Here is a 20907-nt window from a genome sequence, read left to right on the forward strand (position 1 = left end):
CCTCGGGCGGCGCGGGTCACGCCATAACCACCGGGATGAGCGAGGCGAGGAGCAGCGTGGCCATGGTCCAGTTGAAGACCGTCAGCCGCCGCGCGTCCGTCAGCCACAGGCGCACCCGCCCGCCCAGCACGGTCCAGACCGACACCGAAGGCAGGTTCACCGCGCCGAAGACGAGCGCGACCAGCACGACCGCGACGAGCGTGCGCTCGGGCGCATAGGCGGCGATGGCGGTCAGCGCCATCGACCAGGCTTTCGGGTTGGCCCATTGGTAGGCCGCGGCTTGCAGGAAGGTCATCGGCCGTGCCTCCTGCCCCGCCTGTGTCGGCGCGGCGGCATGGGCGATCTTCCACGCGAGCCAACCGAGGTAGAGCACGGCGACGACCTTGAGCAGATCGTGCAGGATCGGCCAGCGGTCGAAAAGCGCCATGAGGCCCGCGCCGACGAGCACGATCATCACCGTGAACCCGACCCCGACGCCCAGCATATGCGGCAGGGTGCGCCGAAATCCGAAATTCGCACCCGAGGCCATGAGCATCAGGTTGTTCGGCCCCGGTGTGAGGGACGAGACGGCCGCGAAGCCGACGAGAGCGATGAGGAGTTCGTGCGTCATGGCGCAATGATTTCATCGGCCGACCGCCCAGGGATTGCGAATACGTGTTTCCAACGCGATTTCCTTGCAATAATTGTCAGCTATGGACCATCTGGATCATCGAATATTGCGCGAGCTGAAGCGCGACGGGCGGATCGCCAACACACAATTGGCGGAGCGAGTCGGGCTGTCGCCCTCGGCCTGCCTGCGCCGCGTGCAGGCGATGGAGAAATCCGGCGTCATCCGCGGTTACCGCGCTGTGACCGACCCCACGAAGATGGGCACCGGGTTCGTGGCGTTCCTGATGGTCGGGCTGTCGGATCATTCCAAGAAGGCGCTGGAGCGGTTCGAACGTACCATGTTGGCCTGCCCCGAGATCACCGAGTGTCACAACATAACCGGGACGGCGGAATACCTGCTGCGGGTCGAGGCGGCGGATCTTGCCGCCTACAAGGCGATCCATACGGATGTGGTGAGTGCCTTGGACGGCGTGCGGCAGCTGACCACCCATGTCGTCGTGGGCACTCCGAAGGACGAGCGCGGCTGAGGGGTTGCGCCGGGGCCTGCGCCCCGTCGCGGCGGGCCTCGCTGCGCTCGGCCAAGCCCGTGGCGGCCTGTCGCCACCCCCCGGTCGTTGTGCCTGTGGCGCGTGCGGGACCGGAGGGCCAGCCCTCCGGACCTCCCGAGGTTTTCTTGAAACGAAGAAGAGGGACGCGGGCTTGCGAGCCACCGGGGTGGTGACATATAGAGGCGCGACGCAATGAATACGCATGGAGGCATGCATGGCTGGCCACTCAAAATGGGCGAATATCCAGCACCGCAAGGGGCGGCAGGACGCCGCGCGCTCGAAGCTTTTTTCGAAGCTCGCCAAGGAAATCACCGTGGCCGCCAAGATGGGCGACCCGGACCCGGACAAGAACCCGCGCCTCAGGCTCGCGGTGAAGGAAGCCAAGTCGAACTCGGTGCCGAAGGACGTGATCGACCGCGCGATCAAGAAATCGCAGGCCGGTGAAGGCGACGATTACGAAGAGATCCGGTACGAGGGATACGGCCCGAACGGGGTGGCGGTGATCGTCGAGGCGATGACCGACAACCGCAACCGGACCGCGTCCACCGTACGCTCGACCTTTTCGAAGAACGGCGGGAACCTGGGCGAAACCGGATCGGTCGGGTTCATGTTCGACCGGATGGGCGAAGTGGTCTATCCGGCTTCGGTGGGCGATGCCGATACCGTCATGATGGCCGCGATCGAAGCGGGCGCTATGGATGTGGAAAGTTCGGAGGACGGGCATATCATCTATTGCGCCGACACGGATCTGAACGAGGTATCGACGGCGCTGGAGGCGGAACTCGGTGAATCCGAGTCGACCAAGCTGATCTGGAAGCCGACGACCACGACCGAGATGGACCTCGAGTCGATGCAGAAGCTGATGAAGCTGATCGACGCGCTTGAGGATGACGACGACGTTCAGCGCGTGACGACCAACTTCGAGGCCCCCGACGAGGTTATGGAACAACTCTGATCGTCAGGGTCGTTTTCGAACATCCGAACCGGCGCACGGCCCCTGTGCGCCGGTTTTTCTTTTCCCTTTCGCGTATCGGCCCCACTTTGGGAGCAGTCGAGAGGAGAGAAACATGAGCTGGAACCCCACCCTGCCCACCGGCCCGACGCCGGACGATATCGAGACGGTAATCGTGCCGCGGAGCCGTGACATCGGCCCGTTCGAGGTGCGCCGCGCCCTGCCCGCCGCCGGGCGCCGCATGGTCGGGCCGTTCGTGTTCTTCGACCATTTCGGCCCGGTCGAGTTCGTCACCGGCGACGGGATGGACGTGCAGCCCCACCCCCACATCGGGCTCGGCACCGTGACATATGTCGTCGAGGGGGAGTTCGAGCATCGCGACTCGCTCGGCACCCGGCAGATGATCCGGCCCGGAGCGGTGAACTGGATGGTGGCGGGGAGCGGCATCGCGCATTCCGAACGCACGACGCCGCAAACGCGCGCGGCGCCGTCGAGCTTGCTCGGGCTTCAGACATGGGTGGCCTTGCCGGAAGAAGAGGAGGATCGCGATGCCTCGTTCGAGCATCATGGCGAGGGCGCGCTTCCGGTGCTGGAGGGCGAAGGCAAGTCGCTCAGGCTCATCATGGGGCGCGGCTGGGGCGAACGGGCGCCGGTGACGATGTTCCACGACATGTTCTATGCCGATGTGACGCTTGAGGCCGGGGCGAAGATCCCTTTGCCCGACGAACACGAGGATCGGGGGGCCTATGTGCTGTCCGGCAGCATCGCGGTCGCGGGCGAGGTCTATGAGGCCGGGCGCATGATGGTGTTCCGGCCGGGGGACGCGATGACACTGACGGCAGGGCCGCAGGGTGCGCGGCTTATGCTGCTCGGAGGCGAGACGCTGAACGGCCCGCGCCACATCTGGTGGAACTTCGTCTCGTCGTCGAAGGACAAGATCGAAGAGGCCAAGATGGCCTGGGCGACGGGGGCCTGGGCCAAGGACAAGTTCCGCCTGCCGCCGGGCGACGATGAGGAGTTCGTGTCGCTGCCCTGACCCGGTTCACCCGGACGCAGCCGCCCGGTCAGTGCACCTGACCCGCCGACACCGGCGTCGCGGCGAGACGGCTGAGGGCGACGCCCGCGCGTTCGGCGAGCGAGACGAGGCTCGGCGCCAGATCGGCGCGCACCAGCAGGGTCGCCATCAGCATCGCATCGTCCCGGTCGCCTGCGAGCGCGGCACTCACGACCTGCGCGATACAAGCTTCGTCACCGCCGAGGCATTTGCACGTCAAGTGGTGGCGCATCAGCGGACGGCGGCCATAGAGGTGGCACAACTCGCAAAGCGATCCGATGGCAGACATCGCCTCGCGCCCGCCGTAGGGGCCGGTTTCGGCCTCGAACGCCTGTCGCTCCGACGCATCCGCCGCGCCTCCGACGAGCCTGAGGCACAGGACCGCGCCGGCCTCGACCGCCCCCAATTCGTCCAGCAGGCCGACGGCCGCGCCGCCACGGGGGATCACCGACCCGTCCATCCGCGCCTCACTTCGTCAAGATGAGCTTGCCCGCGCGCGTGATGCGCAGGGTATAGAGCGCGTCGCCCAGCATGATCTTGGCGGTCCGGCCGCCCAGCGTCAGTTCCTCGGCCCGGTGGAGCGGACAGGGCGCTTCGCGGAGGGTTTCGTTGGACATCGCGTTCATCGGCTCATCTCCGTCGTCGTCAGGCGGTCGAGTAGCCATTCGAACCCGTATCCCTGTCCAAGGCCCGCCTCGGCGAGCAATTCCATGATTTCCGTGCGGGCGCGGTGTCCGTCACCCCCACCGATCACGCCCGTCGAGCGGGCCTCTTGCGCGTTTCTCATGATCTTTCCTCGGTCTGACCTCTGGCTGGCCCGACGAGGGTTGCGGGTGGCTGGAGGGGATCACGAGTCAAATCTGACAAATTCAGTCGGATTAGTCAATCGCGGTTTCGCGCTTGCACCCCGGCGCGCTTCCGGGTCACTTGTCGCCATGTCGGACGCAAGCGATGCTGCACCCTCCAACCCCATGGTCGGTGTGTTCTGGATGGTGGTCACGGGCCTGCTTTTCGTGGGCTTCACGGCGATCGTGAAATCGACCGGGGGACGGCTTCCCGCCGCCGAAACCGCGTGGTTGCGCTATGTCCTTGGGCTTTTGTTCTTCGTTCCCTTCGCGCGGCGCATCCTGTCGATCCGGCTGGACGGGCCGACCTTCGGCCTGCTCGTCATTCGCGGCCTGTTCCATGCGGTCGGCGTTATCGCTTGGTTTTTTGCGATGACCCGCATCCCCTTGGCCGAGGTGACGGCGATCAATTACCTCAACCCGGTGTTCGTGACGGTCGGCGCCGCGCTGTTCCTTGGCGAAAAGCTCGCGTTCCGCAGAATCGCGGCCATCGCTGTGGCGCTTGTCGGCGCGCTCGTGATCCTGCGCCCCGGCGTGCGCGAGATCGAGCCGGGGCACTGGGCGATGATCGGAACCTCGCTCGCCTTCGCCGTCGCCTATCTGATCCTCGGCCCGATCTCGAAACGGGTGGAGCCCTTCGTGATCGTCGCCATGCTGTCGCTCACCGTGGCGCTGGCCCTGACCCCGGTCGCGCTGATGAACTGGGTGACGCCGACCTGGAGCGAGATCGGATGGCTTTTCGCCGTCGCGGCCTTCGCCACCGCCGGGCATTACACCATGACGCTGGCCTTCGCGGCGGCCCCGCTGACCGTGACGCAGCCGATCACCTTCCTGCAACTCGTCTGGTCCGTCGCGCTTGGCGCGGTCTTCTTCGGTGAAGGTGTGGACCCGTGGGTGATCGCCGGCGGCGGCATGATTATCACCGCCGTCAGTTTCATCACCTTCCGCGAGGCCATTCTGAAGCGTCGGGTGACGCCCGGCACCAACCAGACGAAATTCTGAGGGTCAGAGCATCCCCGGAACGACCAGATCGGGTGGGCGGTGACCGTCGTCGAAGGTCTTGATATTGATGATGACCTTCTCGCCCATCTCGATCCGGCCTTCGACCGTCGCCGACCCCATGTGAGGCAACAGAACCGCGTTGTCGAGTTCGCGCAGGCGCGGATTCACCTCGTGCCCGTGTTCGAACACGTCGAGCCCCGCGCCGCCGATCTCGCCCGCCCGCAGCATCCGGGTCAGCGCGTTCTCGTCGATCACCTCGCCGCGCGAGGTGTTGATGATGACGGCCTCGGGCTTCATCAGTTTCAGCCGCCGCGCGTTCATCAGGTGGAAGGTCGAGGGCGTGTGCGGGCAGTTGATCGACAGAACGTCGACCCGGCTGACCATCTGGTCGAGGCTTTCCCAATAGGTCGCCTTGTGCTCGGCCTCGATATCGGGGTGGAGTTGTTTGCGGTTGTGGTAATGGACCTGCATCCCGAACGCATTGGCCCGGCGGGCGACCGCCTGACCGATCCGGCCCATGCCGAGGATGCCCAGACGTTTGCCGGCGATGCGCCGCCCAAGGCTTGCGGTCGGGGCCCAGCCCTTCCATTCGCCCTGTGCCATCTTGCGGATGCCTTCCGGCAGTTTGCGGGTCACCGCGATAATCATGGCCATCGCCATATCCGCCGTGTCATCGGCCGAAACGCCGGGCGTGTTCGACACCAGAATGCCCCGCTGGCGGGCGGTCTGAACGTCGATGTGATCGACTCCCGCGCCGTAGTTCGCGACGAGTTTCAGGTTGTCTCCGGCCTGTGCCAGCAGCCCTTGGTCGATCTGATCGGTGAGCGTCGGCACCAGCACGTCGGCACGGCGCATGGCATCCGCCAGCGCCTCGCGCGTCATAGGCACGTCGTTCTCGTTCAATTCGACGTCGAAGAGTTCGGCCATCCGCTTTTCGACCGCCTCGGGCAACCGTCGCGTAACGACAACACTCAACCGCTTCCGAGCCATGCCCTGCCTCCCGTGGCTTTTCAATTCAGCGCATCGGTGGCATCGTGTCAGGGAACGCAAAAAGGCACAAGCGCAGGATAATAAAATTGCGCGGCCAATAATCGACAACACGCGTTCACGGGCAGAGCGATGACGAAGACAGGCGCATTTCTGGCGTTCATGGCTGTCGTCCTGGGGCTTATCGTCTCAGGCGCCGAGGCACGCGCGGCCGAGCGCGGGTCGGTCACCAACATGCCCATTCCACGCTTCGTTTCGCTGAAGGTGAGCGAGGCCAACGTGCGGCGCGGGCCGTCACTCACGCATAAGATCGACTGGGTTTTCACCCGCCGTGGGATGCCGTTGGAGGTCACGGGCGAATTCGGCCATTGGCGCCGGGTTCAGGATCGCGACGGGGTCGGCGGCTGGGTGCATTACTCACTCATCTCGGGCGCACGGACGGCCATCGTGGACCGCGACCTCGCCCCGGTGCTGGTGCGGGCGGCAGCGGACGGACAGGTCAAGGCGCGGCTCGAAGCCGGGGTGATCGTGAACATGGACAAATGCGGGCCGGTCTGGTGCCGCGTGAAAGTCGGGGGGTATCGGGGATGGATGGAGAGATCCGCTTTGTGGGGCCTAAAGCCGGGCGAGGTCATCGAATAGGCGTCGAAGAGATCGCCACGCCCGCCTCGGCCCGCATGTTGATGAAACAGGGGCGGCGGGTTCTCATCATCCATGCCGACAGGGACAAGCTCGACTCGGTCGTGAACGGAACGGATGGTTTCTTTCCCAAACTCGCCGAACGCGCCCTGCGCGACGGCATCCAGACACGGGTGGTGCGCGCCGAGTCGAAGGTCGCGGCGATGATGTCGGCGCCGGGTCTGCGCAACGTGCATATCACGATGGGCGACGCGCCCCGTTACGTCCCCGACGCGCTTCACGTCGCTTTGGGTCCGGTGTCGGGCTTCTGGTATCTCGACGAGGTGGGCGTCAAGGCGAACAGTTCGATCCGGTTCAACCAGTTCGCCCCGGAGCGGATCGAAAAGGAACCGGCCGAGTATTTCTTCAACGGCGTCACGGGCTGGATGCTGTCGCACAATGTCTCGCCGATCCGGCAACCGGCCCGCGTCGACGGCGGGCTGGACCGCGCCCGCGCGACCATCTTCTGTCAGGAGATCGAGCGCCACACCCACCGCGCCCACTTTCTGACGACGGAAGAGATGATCCGCACCGTGGCCGAGCATGAACGCGAGCGGCTGATCTACCTGAAGCCGCATCCGGCCCAGTCGAAACCGATGCGGCGCGACATCATCGCGGTCGCGCAGGATTACCCGAATGTGATGGTCACCGATGCCTCGGTCCATGACCTCGCCGCAGCCGCCGACATCGTGGTCACGCAGAATTCCGGTGCCGGATTCGAAGCCCTGATGCAGAAAAAGACGGTCGTGACCTGCGCCAAATCGGATTACTGGCAGGCCACGCTCACCGCCCGCACGGCGACGGAATTGCGCGAGGCGATGGATTACGGGCGCGCCGGCATGAAGGGCTTTCCCTACGAGAAATTCCTCTACTGGTTCCTGCACCGTCACCTGCTCGAAGTCGCGAAGGACAATTTCGCGGATCGCGCATGGGAACGGATCGCCGACAAGGTCTTTCTGTAGCCCGCGCCATGCGCTAAGCACTCCCCTCAGTTACGGGGACGTCATGGCCAATTCGACGCGCATGAACCTTTCGGCAGGGATCGCATCGTCCCTTGTCGCGCTGACCCTTGTCGGGCTCAAGATCTGGGCGCTTGGCGATACCCGTGCCCTGTCGGTCGGCGCATCGCTCATCGACAGTGCGATGGACCTGATGATCTCGCTCGGCGGTCTGGCCGCCATCGCCTATGCCGCCCGTCCGGCGGACGAGGATCACGCCTTCGGGCACAGTTCGGCTGAAGACCTCGCCGCGCTGGGGCAGTCGCTGTTCATCATGGTTTCGGCGGGCGTCATCACCTGGGCCTCGGTCGCGCGGCTGTTGTCGGACACGCCCACCGAGCTTGCCAACGAAGGGCGCGGCATCGTCGTCATGGTCGTCTCGATCATCCTGACCGTCTGCCTCGTCCTCTGGCAGCGGCACGTGGCGAAGCGGACCGGAAGCCGCGTGGTCGCGGCGGACAGCCTGCATTATCTGGGCGACCTGATCCCGAACCTCGGGGCGATCGCCTCGCTCTGGGCGTCGGTCGCCTTCGGGCTGACGAGCATCGACAGCATCGTCGCCATCGGCGCCGCGCTTATGCTGGTCGTGGGCGCGCTCAACATCTTTCGCGGGGCGTTCAACGCGCTCATGGACCGGGCGGCGGACGACGACATGATCGCGGGGATCGAGGACGTGATCCGCGACTTTCCCGGCGTCCACGGATTCCACGACCTCAAGACTCGCATGGCCGGGTCCGTGACCTTCGTGAACGTCCATATCGAGTTGGACGGACAGCAGACATTGGACGAGGCGCATACGATCGGGGCGGCGCTGCGCCGTGAAATCCTGAAGGCCTTTCCCAATACCGACGTGCTCATCCACAAAGACCCGGTCGGGGTCGAGCCGCATCCCGAGGACCCGTCCCGGCGCTAGGCGGTGTCGCATCGGTTGCCCAGCGCGGGCCAACCGCTTAACTAGGTTTCAAGGAAGGGTCTCATGCTCGCGGGTAAACGTGTTCTTCTCATCATCGGCGGCGGTGTCGGGGCGTTCAAGTCGCTGACGCTGATCCGTATTCTGCGTGAGCGTGGGGCAAGCGTGGTGCCGGTCATCACCCGCGCGGGGCAGGAATTCGTGACGCCTTTGTCGGCCTCGGCTCTGGCGGCCGAAAAGGTCTATACCGACCTTTTCAGCCTGACGGACGAGGCCGAGATGGGGCATATCGAACTGAGCCGCGATGCCGACCTCGTGGTCGTCGCACCCGCCACTGCCGACCTTCTGGGCAAGATGGCGAACGGGCTGGCGGACGATTTGGCCTCGACGCTGCTTCTGGCCACCGACAAGCGCGTGCTGGTCGCCCCCGCGATGAACGTGCGCATGTGGGAGCATCCGGCGGTGCAGCGCAACGTGGCGACGCTCATGTCGGATGGCGTGCTGTTTGCTGGCCCCGTCGAGGGCGCGATGGCCTGTGGCGAGTTCGGCCTCGGTCGCCTTGTCGAGCCTGACCAGATCGCCGATGCGGTCGGTGCCGCGCTGGCGGACGGGCCTTTGAAGGGCAAGCACATCCTCGTCACCTCCGGGCCGACCCACGAACCCATCGACCCGGTGCGCTATATCGCGAACCGCTCGTCCGGGTCGCAGGGCACGGCGATTGCCGAGGCGCTGTCGGCATTGGGCGCCGCCGTCACCTTCGTCACGGGTCCGGCCGATGCGGAACGTCCCCGCGGGGTGCATGTGATCGAGGTCCAGACCGCGCGCGAGATGCTGGAGGCGGTTCAGTCCGCCCTGCCCGCCGATGCCGCCGTCTTCGCCGCCGCCGTGGCCGACTGGCGCGTCGCGAGCGCGTCGGACAAGAAAATGAAGAAGGACGGGTCGGGCACCCTGCCCACGCTCGACTTCGCCGAAAACCCCGACATCCTCGCCACCGTGAGTCGGATGGGCGACGGGCGGCCCGCGCTGGTCGTGGGCTTCGCCGCTGAGACCCATGACGTGATCGCCCATGCCACCGCCAAACGCGACCGCAAAGGCTGCGACTGGATCGTGGCCAACGACGTGTCGCCCGAGACCGGGATCATGGGCGGGTCGGAAAACGCCGTGACGCTGATCTCGGATGCCGGGTCCGAGGACTGGCCGCGCATGGGCAAGGTCGAGGTCGCGCGCAAGCTCGCCGCCCGCATCGCCGAGGCGCTGGCATGAGCGGCCCGGTGATCCGCGTTCTGCGCGAGGACTGGGCGGACAGGAACGTGGCGCTCCCGTCCTATGAGACGGCCGGGGCCGCCGGGGCGGATATTCGCGCCAACCTCATGCCCGAGGATCGGGAAAAGGGCTTCACGCTCAAACCGATGGAGCGGCGGATCGTGCCCACGGGTCTGCGCGTCGAAATCCCGGAAGGCTACGAGATGCAGATCCGGCCGCGGTCCGGTCTGGCGCTGAAACACGGCCTCAGCCTGCCCAACACCCCCGGCACCATCGACAGCGATTATCGCGGCCCGCTGGGTGTGCTTCTGGTGAACTTCGGGGCCGAGCCCTACACCATCGGGCACGGCGACCGGATCGCGCAGGCCATCGTCGCGCCCGTGGTGCAGGCCACCTATGAGGTGGTCGAGGCGCTTGGCGACAGCCACCGGGGCGACGGCGGGTTCGGCTCCACGGGCACGAAATGATCTTTGTTTTCATCGCACTGGCGGCGATCTGGGGGCTTGGCGCGCTGTTCAAGGTGCCTGCGAGCCGTAGCTGGGTTCTGACCGCCGTCGTGCTGGTGGCCGTCCTGCTGGCCCACGCCCTGCTCCCCCCTGACAACCCGATCCCGCAGCTCTTCGGCGGCAGTTTCGCTGGCTGGGCAACGGCGGTGGGCGTGCTGCTCGTCATCGCGGGCTACAGCCGGGGGGTCAGGGCGCTGCGATCCCGTTCGACCCCGGTCGAGCCGACACAGGACGGCCCTTTCACCGACACCGAACTTGGCCGCTACGCCCGCCACATCGTGTTGCGTGAAATCGGCGGGCCGGGGCAGAAGGCCCTGAAGGACGCGAAGGTGCTGGTGATCGGCGCGGGCGGTCTGGGCTCGCCTACGCTGCTTTATCTCGCGGCGGCGGGGGTCGGCACCATCGGCGTGATCGACGATGACACCGTCGATAACTCCAACCTCCAACGGCAGGTGATCCACGCAGACACCCGGATCGGCACGCCCAAGGTGTTCTCGGCTGAGGCGGCGATGGTCGCGCAGAACCCCTATGTGGCCGTGCGCCCCTACAACCGCCGCCTGACGGAGGAGATCGCCGAAGACCTGTTCGCGGATTACGATCTGATCCTCGAAGGGTCGGACAATTTCGAGACGCGCTATCTGGTGAACCGGGTCGCCGCCAAGCTGGGCAAGCCTGTGGTCGGCGCGGCGCTCACCCAGTGGGAGGGGCAGATCTCGGTCTGGGATCCGGCCAAGGGCGCGCCGTGTTACGAATGCATCTTTCCCGAAGCCCCGGCCCCCGGCCTTGCCCCGTCCTGCGCCGAAGCGGGGGTGGTCGGCCCTCTGCCCGGCGTTCTGGGGTCGATGATGGCGGTCGAGGCGGTCAAGCTGATCTCCGGCGCGGGCGAGCCCCTGCGTGGCCGGATGATGATCTATGACGCGCTTTATGCTGATACGCGGTCGATCAAACTCAAGCGGCGGGCCGACTGCCCCGCGTGCGGCGGCGCACATGGTCTGGACGTTTCGACGGGTGGTGCTTAGCTGTTTCCTCAAAGGAGACGCGCCATGACCAACCCGCTTCTGTCCGACTGGGACACCCCGTTCGACCTGCCCCCCTTCGACGGCATTACCGATGCCGATTTCGAACCGGCGATGGAGGCGGCGCTGGCCGACGCCCGCGCGAACGTGGCGGCGATTGCCGACAGCCCGGATGAGCCGACCTTCGCCAACACGATCGAGGCGCTGGAAGAGGCCGATGCGCTTTTGTCCAAGGTGTTGGGCGTGTTCTACAACCTCGCCGGGGCCGATGCGAACGAGACGCGCGAAGCGTTGCAGCGCAAGTTCTCGCCCCAGCTTGCCGCCTATTCCTCGGACATCCTGCTGAACGCCGATCTCTTCGCGCGGATCGACGCCCTGTGGGAGGGGCGCGAGGATCTGGACCTGTCGGATGAACAGGCCCGGCTTCTGATGATGACCCGACGCCGTTTCGTGCGGGCGGGTGCGCTTCTGGAAGGCGAAGATCGCGACCGCTACCGCGCCGTGATGGAACGGCTCGCCGTTCTGGGGACCGAGTTCACCCAGAACCTGCTGGCCGACGAGCGGTCGTGGCACATGGAGTTGAACGAGGCCGACCTCGAAGGTCTGCCGGATTTCGCCATCGACGCCGCGCGCGCGGCCGGCGAGGACAAGGGCGTGGGCGGCCCGGTCGTGACGCTGTCGCGCTCGCTCATCACGCCGTTTCTGGCCTCCTCCCCCAAGCGCGAATTGCGGCGCAAGGCCTATGAGGCCTACGTGACGCGCGGGGCGAATGGCGGCAAGACCGACAACCGCGCGATTGCGGCGGAAATCCTGAAACTGCGCGAGGAACGCGCCAAGCTGCTCGGGTATGAGAGTTTCGCGGCCTACAAGCTGGAAACCGAAATGGCGGGCACGCCCGAGGCGGTCGAAGACCTGCTGAACAAGGTCTGGACGCCCGCGCGCGCCGCCGCGCTCGCCGATGCCGAGGCGCTGGAGGCCATGCTGCACGCGGACGGTCACACCGGCCCGCTGGAACCGTGGGACTGGCACTATTATTCCGGCAAACGTCGGCAGGAGTTGCACGATCTCGACGAGGCCAAGGTGAAGCCCTACCTGCAACTCGACCGGATGATCGACGCGGCCTTCGGTGTCGCGAACCGTCTGTTCGGGCTGGAATTCGTGCCGCTCGACGTCACGCCCTATCACCCCGATGTGCGGTTGTGGGAGGTCACGCGGGGCGGCGAACACGTCGCGGTTTTCATGGGCGACTATTTCGCGCGTGGTTCGAAACGCTCCGGCGCGTGGTGCTCGGCGATGCGGTCGCAAAGCCGTCTGGGGGGCGACAAGTTCCCCATCGTCACCAACGTGTGTAACTTCGCCAAACCCGAAAAAGGCAAGCCCGCGCTTCTGAGCTGGGACGACGCGCGCACGCTGTTTCACGAGTTCGGCCATGCGCTGCACCAGATGCTGTCGGACGTGACTTATGAAAGCCTGTCGGGCACCTCGGTCGCCCGCGACTTCGTGGAACTGCCGAGCCAGCTTTACGAGCACTGGCTGGAGGTGCCCGAGGTGCTGGGCGAATACGCGACCCACGCCCAGACCGGCGAGCCGATCCCGGCGGATATGCTCGACCGTCTGATCGGGGCATCCACCTATGACGCGGGCTTCGCGACCGTGGAATACGTGGCCTCGGCGCTGGTCGATCTGGAGTTCCACCGGGGCAGCGCCCCTGCGGACCCGATGCAAAAACAGGCCGAGGTGCTGGAAAGCATCGGTATGCCGCGCGCGATCCGAATGCGCCACGCGACGCCGCATTTCGCGCATGTGTTTTCGGGCGACGGCTATTCCTCGGGCTACTATTCCTACATGTGGTCCGAGGTGATGGACGAAGACGCTTTCGCGGCCTTCAAGGAGGCGGGTGGCGCCTTCGACCCGGAGGTCGCAAAGAGCCTTGAGGACAACATCCTTTCCAAGGGCGGCACGGTCGAGGCCGACGCGCTTTACGTCAGGTTCCGGGGCAAGATGCCCGAGGTCGAGGCGCTTTTGAAAGGTCGCGGGCTGATCGCGGCGGAATAGCCGCCCGGTTCACTCGTCGAACACCGCGCAGGGGTCTTCGCGATCGACGGCGGGCGCGCTCAGGTAGGCGTCGAACCCGCCCTCCGGCTCCCCGCCGTCCTCGCCCTGTCCAAGCGTCAGGACGAGGATTTGCGGTCGCACGCGCGCGATGTAGCTGGGCACGCCCCAGTCCTCGCGGGCGTGGCCATTGCCGGTGATGACCGCCACCGGCCCCCCGGTCTCGTCCAGCGCCTCGACGGTCACGCGGGCCAGCGTGGCGTCGCGCAGGCGTTGCAGATCGACCATCATCGGCAGCATCTCGGTCGGCAGTTTGCCGCAATGGGCATCGAGTTGCAGATTCAGACGATCCGCCAGTTCATCGGCCTCGAGGTCGTCTTCGAGGCCATAATCCGCGGCGCCCTCGCCGAAGGATCGCGCCACCCCGACCTCCATCGCCGCGCGCGCCGCCTCACGCGGGACCGCCGCGCCGAAGACCTGCGCGCCACGGGACGCCGCGAAGATCGGGTAATACATCGAAAAGTCCGGCCACCCGGCCTCTTCCCACCCCAGCAGCGCGCCAAGGGCCTCGGGGTCGCCCAGCCTGTCATCGCGCACCTCGTCGGCCTGCGCCTGCGTCAGCATTTCGAACACCACCGCCCTCGGCTCAATGTCCCTGATCGCGTCGGCCTGCGCGGCATGATGCACGGGGTTGTCGTGCACTTCGCCCAGCACGTAGACGTCCGCGACCGTGCCCGCGAAAGGTCCGGCATGGGCCGCGACCGGTGCGAGCGCCAGAAAAAGAAATCTCCACATGGGGTCAATGTGGAGGCTCGGCCCGACGGCGGCAAGTGCTTCCCCTCGTCCGCGCGACTTGCTAGGCACCATCCATGTCGCTCGCCCTGCCCCCCCTCACCCTCGTCGTCGGTGCCGCCAATTCCGGCAAGTCGGCCTATGCCGAAAGGCTCGCCGAGGCGACGGGCCGCCTAATGACCTATATCGCGACGGCCCAGGCCTTCGACGACGAAATGCGGGCCAAGATCGCGGCCCATCGGGCCCGGCGCGGTGACGGCTGGACGACGGTGGAGGCGCCTTTGGACCTCGCCTCTGCGCTGGACGATGCACAATCGGATCATGTCGTGCTGGTCGATTGCATGACGCTCTGGCTGTCGAACCACCTTCTGTCCGAAACCGCGATCGAGGCGGAACAGGCGCGGGTGTTGGATTCGCTTGCCTCATGCGCCGCGCCGGTCGTCGTGGTCTCGAACGAAGTCGGGGCCGGGGTCGTGCCGGAAAACGCGCTCGCCCGCCGGTTTCGCGCGGCGCAAGGCGGGCTCAACCAAGCGGTCGCGGCGCGGGCCGATCTGGTCGTGACCGTCATCGCGGGCCTGCCCCTCGCCCTGAAAGGCGCGTTGCCGCAGGGGATCGCATGACCCGGTTCTGGTGGGTCCGTCACGGCCCGACGCATCGCAAGGGCATGGTCGGGTGGAGCGATGTGGCCGCCGACCTGTCGGACACCGCCGCCATCGCCCGGCTGCATGATCATCTGCCCGACGCTCCGGTGATCTCGTCCGACCTGATCCGTTGCGTGACGACGGCGGACGCGATCCAGAAGGACCGCCCGCGCCTGCCGCATGACGCCGATCTGCGCGAACTGAACTTCGGGGCGTGGGAGCTCAAGACCGCCGCCGAAATCGAAGCGAGCCACCCGGAGGCGATCCGCACCTTCTGGGACCGGCCCGACCTGAACGCGGCCCCGGGCGGCGAAAGCTGGACCGACATGACGACGCGGGTGGGCCGCGCCGTTGACAGGCTGATCGAAACGCAGACGGGCGATGTCATCGTCGTCGCCCATTTCGGGGCCATACTGGGTCAGGTCCAGCGTGCGCTCGCCTGCCCCGTGTCCGAAGTGCTCGGGCACAAGATCGACAACCTGTCGGTCACGCGCCTCGCCTTCGATGGCAGGCGCTGGCACGCCGAGGCGATCAATCACATTCCGTGACGCGCCTTTCACGAAAGGCGACTGTGTGCCCCGCGATTTCCCGGCTAACGTCGTCCCATGACCTACGATCTTTTTCTCGGTGACCAGACGTTTTCAAGCTGGTCGATGCGCGGCTGGCTCATGTTCGTGAAGTTCGGACTGCCGGTGAACGTCCATATGGTCGGGCTCTATGACGGGACGATGGCCGATGATCTTGCCGATCTCGCGCCCGCCCGGTTCGTGCCGGTCATGCGCACGCCGGAGGGGATCGTCGTCGGCGACACGCTGGCCATGGCCGAAACGCTGGCCGAGCGTCACCCCGACGCGGGTCTCTGGCCTGCCGATCCGACCGCGCGGGGACTTGCGCGGTGGATGGTCGCAGAAATGCACTCCGGGTTCGGCGCATTGCGCGGGGCCTGCCCGATGCAGCTGCTGCACCAGTATCGCGACTTTCCCGTGACACAAGAGGTGCAGGCGGATCTGGCCCGGATCGAAACGCTCTGGTCCCTGGCGCAGGAGCGCCACGGCGGGGATGGCCCGTGGTTGTTCGGCGCCTATTCTCTGGCCGACGTGTTTTATGCCCCCGTCGCGGCCCGGATCGCCGGATACGGTCTGACCGTCGGCGCGGCGGCCAAGGCCTATGTGGACGCGCATCTGGCCGACCCGGCCGTTCGCGATTGGCGCACCGAGGGCCTGAAGAAAACCTATGACCCCGTGCCTTATGCGATGGACCTGCCGACCGCGCCGTGGCCCGGCCCGGCCTGAGGCGCGTTAACCATTTTCTAACCACCTGCACGCTACCTTCCGTTAACCATACTCGGAGGGGGCCGCATGGTCGCACGCGCCTATACCGTGGCGTTCGAAGGGGTCGAGGCGCGGACCGTCGAGGTGCAATGCGCCCTGTCCCCCGGCGTGCCCGCCTTTTCCATCGTCGGCCTGCCGGACAAGGCGGTGAGCGAGGCGCGCGACCGGGTGCGCGCGGCGCTGTCCGCCATGGCCATCGCCCTGCCTGCCCGCAAGATCACCGTGAACCTGTCGCCCGCCGACCTGCCCAAGGAGGGCTCGCATTTCGACCTGCCCATCGCGCTCGCGCTGCTGGCGGCCATCGGCGTGATCCCGGAGGAGGACGTGGCGCAGGCGGTGGCACTTGGCGAATTGTCGCTCGACGGTTCGCTCGTTCCCGTGATCGGCGCCCTGCCCGCCGCGATGGCCGCCGCCGAAGACGACCGTGCGCTGGTCTGTCCGCAAGCCTGCGGCGCCGAAGCCGCCTGGGTCGGCGCGGCGCATGTGATCGCGGCGGGATCACTGGCCGCCGTCATCCAGCATTTCACAGGACAATCTCCGCTCCCCCCGGCCGATCCGGGCGAAGTACGCGATGACGCGACGCTGCGCGATCTGGCCGACGTGAAGGGGCAGGAACGCGCCAAACGGGCGCTGGAGATCGCGGCGGCCGGGCGCCACCATCTGCTGATGACGGGGCCGCCGGGATCGGGCAAGTCGATGCTCGCCGCGCGTCTGCCGTCGATCCTGCCGCCTCTGACCCCCGCCGAGGCGCTCGAAACCTCGATGATCCATTCGCTTGCCGGGCTGATCGACGAAGGCGGAATTTCCCGGTCGCGCCCGTTTCGCGACCCGCATCATACGGCGTCCATGGCCTCTATCGTCGGCGGCGGGCGCGGCGCGAAACCGGGGGAAATCTCGCTTGCCCATAACGGCGTCCTGTTCCTCGACGAACTGCCGGAATTCGCGCGGCCCGTGCTGGAAACCCTGCGCCAGCCGGTCGAAACCGGGGAGGTGGTCGTCGCCCGCGCCAACGCCCACGTCCGCTATCCCTGCCGCTTCATGCTGGTGGCGGCCGCCAATCCGTGCCGCTGCGGCCACCTGACCGACGCGTCCCGCGCCTGTGCCAAGGCGCCGGCCTGTGGCGAGGACTACCTCGGGCGCATTTCGGGTCCGCTGCTCGACCGCTTCGACCTGCGGATCGAAGTGCCACCTGTGGAAATCGGCGACCTCGACCTTGCACCCTCGGGCGACACCTCGGCCTCGGTCGCGGCCCGGGTGCAAAAGGCGCGCGACATCCAGACGGCGCGCTTCGACGGGCAGCCGCGCACGCGCACGAACGCCGATGCCGAGGGCAACCTGCTGACCGAGATCGCAACGCCGGAGGGCGAGGCGCGCGACCTGCTGCTCAAGGCCGCCGACCGGTTCGGCCTGTCGGCGCGCGGCTATCACCGGGTCTTGCGGGTCGCGCGCACCATCGCCGATCTTGCTGAGGCCGAGACGATCCGAAAACCGCATGTGGCCGAGGCGTTGTCCTATCGGCTCCCGGGAAACTTACTCGCCTGACGGATCAGGCGAGGCATCGTTTCACGAAATCCGCGACGCCGGTGAGCGCATCACGCGCCTCCGGCACCCAGCCGTCGAAGATCTGAAACACATGCGGCGCACGCGGCCAGGTCTGGACCACGACCTCACCACCGGCATCTCGGAGCACCTGCGCAAGCCGCACCCCATCGTCGCGCAACAGCTCGTTCTCGGCATACTGGATCAGCACGGGCGGCGGCGCGGAGTAGTTGGCGAACAGCGGCGAGGCATGGGGGTCGGCCGGATCGTGTTTGCCGAGATACCAATCCACCAGCTCGTCGCGCCGTTCGGCGGGCAACATGCACTCGGTCACCGCATTGTCGGCGATGGAAGCCCCCGAAAAGGTGAAATCGGCAATCGGCGAAAGGGCAACGACCCCGGCGGGGCATGCGCCCTCGGCACAGAGGTCGGCAAGCAGGCCGAAGATCAGGTTGGCCCCCGCGCTGTCCCCGGCAAGGATCACGTCGCGGGGTCGATACCCTTTGGCGATCACCGCCTCCCAAGCCGCGCGGATATCCTCGCGACCTGCCGGAAACGGGTCGGTCGGGGCCAGTCGATAGCGCGGCGCGAAGACCTCAACCCCCGTCAGCCACGCGAGGCGCGCGCACATCGCGGCATGGGTCCGGGGGGAGCCGGATATGAACCCGCCGCCGTGGACATAGAGGATGAGTTTGCCGGGTCTGGGCGGATGCGAACCGGGTCGCGCCGAAATCCACAGCCCGCCGGACCCGGCGTCGCTGTCTCGATACAGCGCGTAAGGCGGCGCGCGGAACCAGCGGCGGGCGGCCCGTTCGAGAAGCCTCCGGTTCGCCTCGGGGGACCGGGCGCGCGCGAGAAGGGGCCTCACCGTCCGTCGCGACAGGAACGACAGGAGGGTGAGACGGACACTCACGCCCGGCGCGCCTCGATCGCCTCCCAGATCTTCGCGGTGATGTTCACGCCGTCGAAGCGTTCCAGTTCCTGAATGCCGGTGGGCGAGGTCACGTTGATTTCGGTCAGCCAGTCGCCGATGACGTCGATCCCGACGAAAATCTGGCCTTTCTCTTTCAGAAGCGGGCCGATCTTGGCGCAGATTTCGCGGTCGCGGTCGGTGAGTTCGACCTTCTCGGGGCGGCCTCCGACATGCATGTTCGACCGGGTTTCGCCCTCGGCCGGAACACGGTTGATCGCGCCGACCGGCGCGCCATCGACCAGGATCACGCGCTTGTCGCCCTTGGACACCGCAGGGAGGAATTTCTGCGCGATCAGGGGCTCACGATTGATGCCTGAGAAAAGCTCGTGAAGGCTCGACAGGTTCCGGTCGTTCGGGTCGAGCCGGAACACGCCCGCGCCACCGTTGCCATAGAGCGGCTTGAGGATGATGTCGCCATGCTCGTGCTTGAACGCCTTGAGATCGGCGAGCGAGCGGGCGATCATCGTGGGCGGCGTCAGTTCGGGAAACTTCAGCACCAGCAGTTTTTCCGGGTAGTTGCGCACCCAGAACGGGTCGTTCACCACCAGCGTATCCGGGTGGATCAGGTCGAGGATATGGGTCGTGGTGATGTAACCCATGTCGAAAGGCGGGTCCTGGCGCAGCCAGACCACGTCGAATTCGGAAAGATCGACGGTCGTCTGCGCGCCCTTGGTGACGTGATGTCCCACTTCGCGCCGGAGTTCGATGGGCCATCCGGTCGCCAGAACCCGGCCTTCGCGAAAGACCAGACGATCCGGCGTGTAGTAGAACAATTCATGCCCACGCGCCTGCGCTTCCTCGGCGATCCGAAAGGTCGAGTCCGCGTTGATGTCGACCGCTTCGATCGGGTCCATCTGGAAGGCGACTTTGAGGGCCATGTCTCACTCCGGGCTGTTTGGCATTACATGGCCCAGCCACCGGGCAAGCACAATGCCCCCCTCACATGGTGATGTTGCGATAGCGCGCCATGCGCCCGGTCGCGTCGACCATGGCGAGATCGAAGCGCATGTCCATCAGCATCCCGCCCGGCACCGAGCCCAGGAACTCGCAGGCCGACTGACAGATCCGCGCCAGTTGCGCCTGTGAAAGCCGCTGTGCGGCCCGCGCAAGGTCGCGCGCCTTCTTGACCTCGACGAACACGAACCCGTCGCGGTCGCGCAGCACGAGGTCGATCTCGCCACCCGATCCGCGCCAGCGCCGCGCGACGGTTTCATACCCCTCGCGTTCATACCCCCGCACGACGGAATCTTCGGCAGCCATCCCGGCCAGATAGGAAATGCGTCCCGTCATTCTCAGTCCTTCTCCAGTTCCAGCGCGGCCTGATACACCTTGCGCCGGGGCAATCCATAGGCTTCGGCAACGGTCGCTGCCGCGTCCTTCAGGCTCATCTCGGACATGGCCCTTCGCAGGGCCGCTTCCATCGTTTCCTCGGCGACTTCGTCACGTCCGCGGTCGAGGACGACGACGATTTCCCCTTTCAAGGTGCGCTCCGCGACGGCATCGCGCAGTTCACCCAGCGTGCCGCGCAGGGTTTCCTCGAACTTCTTGGTCAATTCACGGCACACCGCCGCCTGACGCGCCTCACCCGCAACCTCGCACAAGTCCCCTAACAATTCCCTAATGCGCTTCGGGCTTTCGAACAGAACCACCGTTGCCGGAACCCGCACGAGGTCCGCGAGCCACGTCTTGCGCGCCCCGGACGATGAGGGGGCGAAGCCCGCGAAGAGGTAGCGGTCGGTGGGCAGGCCGGACAGCGACAGGGCGACAGGCACCGCCGAGGCGCCGGGCGCGGTCGTGACGAGGTGTCCTGCCGCGGCCGCCTCGCGCGCCAGCGCATATCCGGGGTCGGCGATGAGCGGCGTGCCCGCCTCGCTCACGTAGGCGACGGACTTGCCCTGCCCCAGAAGCTTGACGATCCCGGCGCGACCGTCCGGCCCCGAATGGTCGTGATACGGGATAAGCGGGCGCCCGCCCACCGCGACGCCGTGGATGTCGAGCAGTTTGCGCGCCGTGCGCGTGTCCTCGGCCGCGATCACGTCGGCGGCGGCTAGAATATCCAATGCCCTGAGGGTGATATCGCGCGCGTTCCCGATCGGGGTCGCGACAAGATACAGGCCGGGGGCGAGCGTTCCGTGCTCCGGTTTCAAGGGTGGACCTGCCTTTCCTGTCGTTTATGATGGGGCCGGATTGCCCGGGTGACCTCGACGCCCG

General features: G+C 66.5%; 25 protein-coding genes. 15 read left to right on the forward strand and 10 right to left on the reverse strand.

What is annotated here, in order from left to right; genetic code table 11:
- Positions 1 to 16: 16 nt before the first annotated feature.
- On the reverse strand, positions 17 to 610 hold the full coding sequence (locus tag FCT00_RS14780; RefSeq protein ID WP_138423613.1) for a LysE family translocator: 594 nt from the start codon (positions 608 to 610) through the stop codon (positions 17 to 19).
- 82 nt (positions 611 to 692) lie between these two features.
- Between FCT00_RS14780 and FCT00_RS14785 the strand changes: the two genes are divergently transcribed.
- The 3 genes from FCT00_RS14785 to FCT00_RS14795 all read left to right on the forward strand — a co-directional run bounded on the left by FCT00_RS14785 (position 693) and on the right by FCT00_RS14795 (position 3145).
- Positions 693 to 1136: an Lrp/AsnC family transcriptional regulator gene (locus FCT00_RS14785; protein ID WP_138423614.1), complete on the forward strand. Its 444-nt coding sequence runs from the start codon at positions 693 to 695 to the stop codon at positions 1134 to 1136.
- 235 nt (positions 1137 to 1371) lie between these two features.
- Positions 1372 to 2112: a YebC/PmpR family DNA-binding transcriptional regulator gene (locus tag FCT00_RS14790; RefSeq protein WP_008330627.1), complete on the forward strand. Its 741-nt coding sequence runs from the start codon at positions 1372 to 1374 to the stop codon at positions 2110 to 2112.
- A gap of 112 nt (positions 2113 to 2224) precedes the next feature.
- Positions 2225 to 3145, forward strand: a complete 921-nt coding sequence (locus FCT00_RS14795) for a pirin family protein (protein WP_138423615.1) — start codon at positions 2225 to 2227, stop codon at positions 3143 to 3145.
- Between the two features lie 28 nt (positions 3146 to 3173).
- Here the strand turns inward: FCT00_RS14795 and FCT00_RS14800 are convergent, their stop codons facing one another.
- Genes FCT00_RS14800 through FCT00_RS21495 form a run of 3 tightly spaced genes read right to left on the reverse strand, consistent with a single transcriptional unit; the run spans position 3174 to position 3950 of the window.
- Entirely contained in the window at positions 3174 to 3623 is a 450-nt protein-coding gene (locus FCT00_RS14800) for a hypothetical protein (RefSeq protein ID WP_138423616.1), read from the reverse strand.
- Between the two features lie 7 nt (positions 3624 to 3630).
- Positions 3631 to 3789 carry a hemin uptake protein HemP gene (gene hemP, locus FCT00_RS14805; RefSeq protein ID WP_008330633.1) on the reverse strand — a complete coding sequence of 53 codons (159 nt, stop codon included), beginning with the start codon at positions 3787 to 3789 and terminating at the stop codon, positions 3631 to 3633.
- Complete coding sequence (locus FCT00_RS21495; RefSeq protein WP_171043001.1) at positions 3786 to 3950, reverse strand: hypothetical protein; 165 nt, start codon at positions 3948 to 3950, stop codon at positions 3786 to 3788. Before FCT00_RS21495 ends, hemP begins: the two co-directional genes overlap by 4 nt.
- A 148-nt stretch (positions 3951 to 4098) precedes the next feature.
- Here FCT00_RS21495 and FCT00_RS14810 point away from each other — a divergent pair, with 148 nt between their 5' ends.
- Positions 4099 to 5010 carry a DMT family transporter gene (locus FCT00_RS14810; protein ID WP_138423617.1) on the forward strand — a complete coding sequence of 304 codons (912 nt, stop codon included), beginning with the start codon at positions 4099 to 4101 and terminating at the stop codon, positions 5008 to 5010.
- A gap of 3 nt (positions 5011 to 5013) precedes the next feature.
- Here the strand turns inward: FCT00_RS14810 and FCT00_RS14815 are convergent, their stop codons facing one another.
- Positions 5014 to 6000 carry a 2-hydroxyacid dehydrogenase gene (locus FCT00_RS14815; RefSeq protein ID WP_040884633.1) on the reverse strand — a complete coding sequence of 329 codons (987 nt, stop codon included), beginning with the start codon at positions 5998 to 6000 and terminating at the stop codon, positions 5014 to 5016.
- A 159-nt stretch (positions 6001 to 6159) separates the two neighbouring features.
- Between FCT00_RS14815 and FCT00_RS14820 the strand changes: the two genes are divergently transcribed.
- The 7 genes from FCT00_RS14820 to FCT00_RS14850 all read left to right on the forward strand — a co-directional run bounded on the left by FCT00_RS14820 (position 6160) and on the right by FCT00_RS14850 (position 13423).
- Positions 6160 to 6639 (forward strand): SH3 domain-containing protein, encoded by a 480-nt coding sequence (locus tag FCT00_RS14820; RefSeq protein ID WP_171043002.1) that lies wholly within the window; start codon positions 6160 to 6162, stop codon positions 6637 to 6639.
- Positions 6640 to 6674: 35 nt separating this feature from the next.
- Positions 6675 to 7637 carry a capsular polysaccharide export protein, LipB/KpsS family gene (locus tag FCT00_RS14825; protein WP_171043003.1) on the forward strand — a complete coding sequence of 321 codons (963 nt, stop codon included), beginning with the start codon at positions 6675 to 6677 and terminating at the stop codon, positions 7635 to 7637.
- A gap of 43 nt (positions 7638 to 7680) precedes the next feature.
- Positions 7681 to 8586, forward strand: a complete 906-nt coding sequence (locus FCT00_RS14830) for a cation diffusion facilitator family transporter (protein ID WP_138423619.1) — start codon at positions 7681 to 7683, stop codon at positions 8584 to 8586.
- A gap of 63 nt (positions 8587 to 8649) precedes the next feature.
- Positions 8650 to 9846, forward strand: coding sequence for a bifunctional phosphopantothenoylcysteine decarboxylase/phosphopantothenate--cysteine ligase CoaBC (gene coaBC / locus FCT00_RS14835; RefSeq protein WP_138423620.1), 1197 nt, complete (start codon positions 8650 to 8652; stop codon positions 9844 to 9846).
- Entirely contained in the window at positions 9843 to 10313 is a 471-nt protein-coding gene (dut, locus tag FCT00_RS14840; protein WP_138423621.1) for a dUTP diphosphatase, read from the forward strand. The genes coaBC and dut overlap by 4 nt, the downstream gene beginning before the upstream one ends.
- Positions 10310 to 11371 (forward strand): HesA/MoeB/ThiF family protein, encoded by a 1062-nt coding sequence (locus FCT00_RS14845; RefSeq protein ID WP_138423622.1) that lies wholly within the window; start codon positions 10310 to 10312, stop codon positions 11369 to 11371. The genes dut and FCT00_RS14845 overlap by 4 nt, the downstream gene beginning before the upstream one ends.
- Before the next feature lie 24 nt (positions 11372 to 11395).
- Complete coding sequence (locus tag FCT00_RS14850) at positions 11396 to 13423, forward strand: M3 family metallopeptidase (protein ID WP_138423623.1); 2028 nt, start codon at positions 11396 to 11398, stop codon at positions 13421 to 13423.
- 9 nt (positions 13424 to 13432) lie between these two features.
- Here FCT00_RS14850 and FCT00_RS14855 read toward each other — a convergent pair whose 3' ends face one another.
- On the reverse strand, positions 13433 to 14215 hold the full coding sequence (locus tag FCT00_RS14855) for a ChaN family lipoprotein (RefSeq protein ID WP_138423624.1): 783 nt from the start codon (positions 14213 to 14215) through the stop codon (positions 13433 to 13435).
- 74 nt (positions 14216 to 14289) lie between these two features.
- On the opposite strand from FCT00_RS14855, the gene cobU reads away from it, so the two are divergent.
- The 4 genes from cobU to FCT00_RS14875 all read left to right on the forward strand — a co-directional run bounded on the left by cobU (position 14290) and on the right by FCT00_RS14875 (position 17726).
- Positions 14290 to 14832, forward strand: a complete 543-nt coding sequence (cobU, locus tag FCT00_RS14860) for a bifunctional adenosylcobinamide kinase/adenosylcobinamide-phosphate guanylyltransferase (protein ID WP_138423625.1) — start codon at positions 14290 to 14292, stop codon at positions 14830 to 14832.
- Complete coding sequence (locus tag FCT00_RS14865) at positions 14829 to 15401, forward strand: histidine phosphatase family protein (RefSeq protein WP_138423626.1); 573 nt, start codon at positions 14829 to 14831, stop codon at positions 15399 to 15401. The genes cobU and FCT00_RS14865 overlap by 4 nt, the downstream gene beginning before the upstream one ends.
- Positions 15402 to 15458: 57 nt before the next feature.
- The gene (locus FCT00_RS14870; protein ID WP_138423627.1) at positions 15459 to 16145 is read left to right on the forward strand and encodes a glutathione S-transferase; all 687 of its coding nucleotides are present in this window, start codon (positions 15459 to 15461) and stop codon (positions 16143 to 16145) included.
- 66 nt (positions 16146 to 16211) lie between these two features.
- A complete protein-coding gene (locus tag FCT00_RS14875) occupies positions 16212 to 17726 on the forward strand; it encodes a YifB family Mg chelatase-like AAA ATPase (RefSeq protein WP_138423628.1) in 1515 nt (504 codons plus the stop codon).
- A 4-nt stretch (positions 17727 to 17730) separates the two neighbouring features.
- Here the strand turns inward: FCT00_RS14875 and FCT00_RS14880 are convergent, their stop codons facing one another.
- The 4 genes from FCT00_RS14880 to rsmI all read right to left on the reverse strand — a co-directional run bounded on the left by FCT00_RS14880 (position 17731) and on the right by rsmI (position 20843).
- Positions 17731 to 18591 carry an alpha/beta hydrolase gene (locus FCT00_RS14880; protein WP_171043004.1) on the reverse strand — a complete coding sequence of 287 codons (861 nt, stop codon included), beginning with the start codon at positions 18589 to 18591 and terminating at the stop codon, positions 17731 to 17733.
- Positions 18592 to 18632: 41 nt separating this feature from the next.
- A complete protein-coding gene (gene gshB / locus FCT00_RS14885; RefSeq protein WP_138423630.1) occupies positions 18633 to 19574 on the reverse strand; it encodes a glutathione synthase in 942 nt (313 codons plus the stop codon).
- A 61-nt stretch (positions 19575 to 19635) separates the two neighbouring features.
- Positions 19636 to 19986: a YraN family protein gene (locus FCT00_RS14890; protein WP_138423631.1), complete on the reverse strand. Its 351-nt coding sequence runs from the start codon at positions 19984 to 19986 to the stop codon at positions 19636 to 19638.
- 2 nt (positions 19987 to 19988) lie between these two features.
- Complete coding sequence (gene rsmI, locus FCT00_RS14895; protein WP_138423632.1) at positions 19989 to 20843, reverse strand: 16S rRNA (cytidine(1402)-2'-O)-methyltransferase; 855 nt, start codon at positions 20841 to 20843, stop codon at positions 19989 to 19991.
- Between the last annotated feature and the right edge of the window lie 64 nt (positions 20844 to 20907).

The sequence above is a fragment of the Maritimibacter alexandrii genome (genome assembly GCF_005871115.1).
Taxonomy (GTDB): Bacteria; Pseudomonadota; Alphaproteobacteria; order Rhodobacterales; family Rhodobacteraceae; genus Maritimibacter; species Maritimibacter alkaliphilus.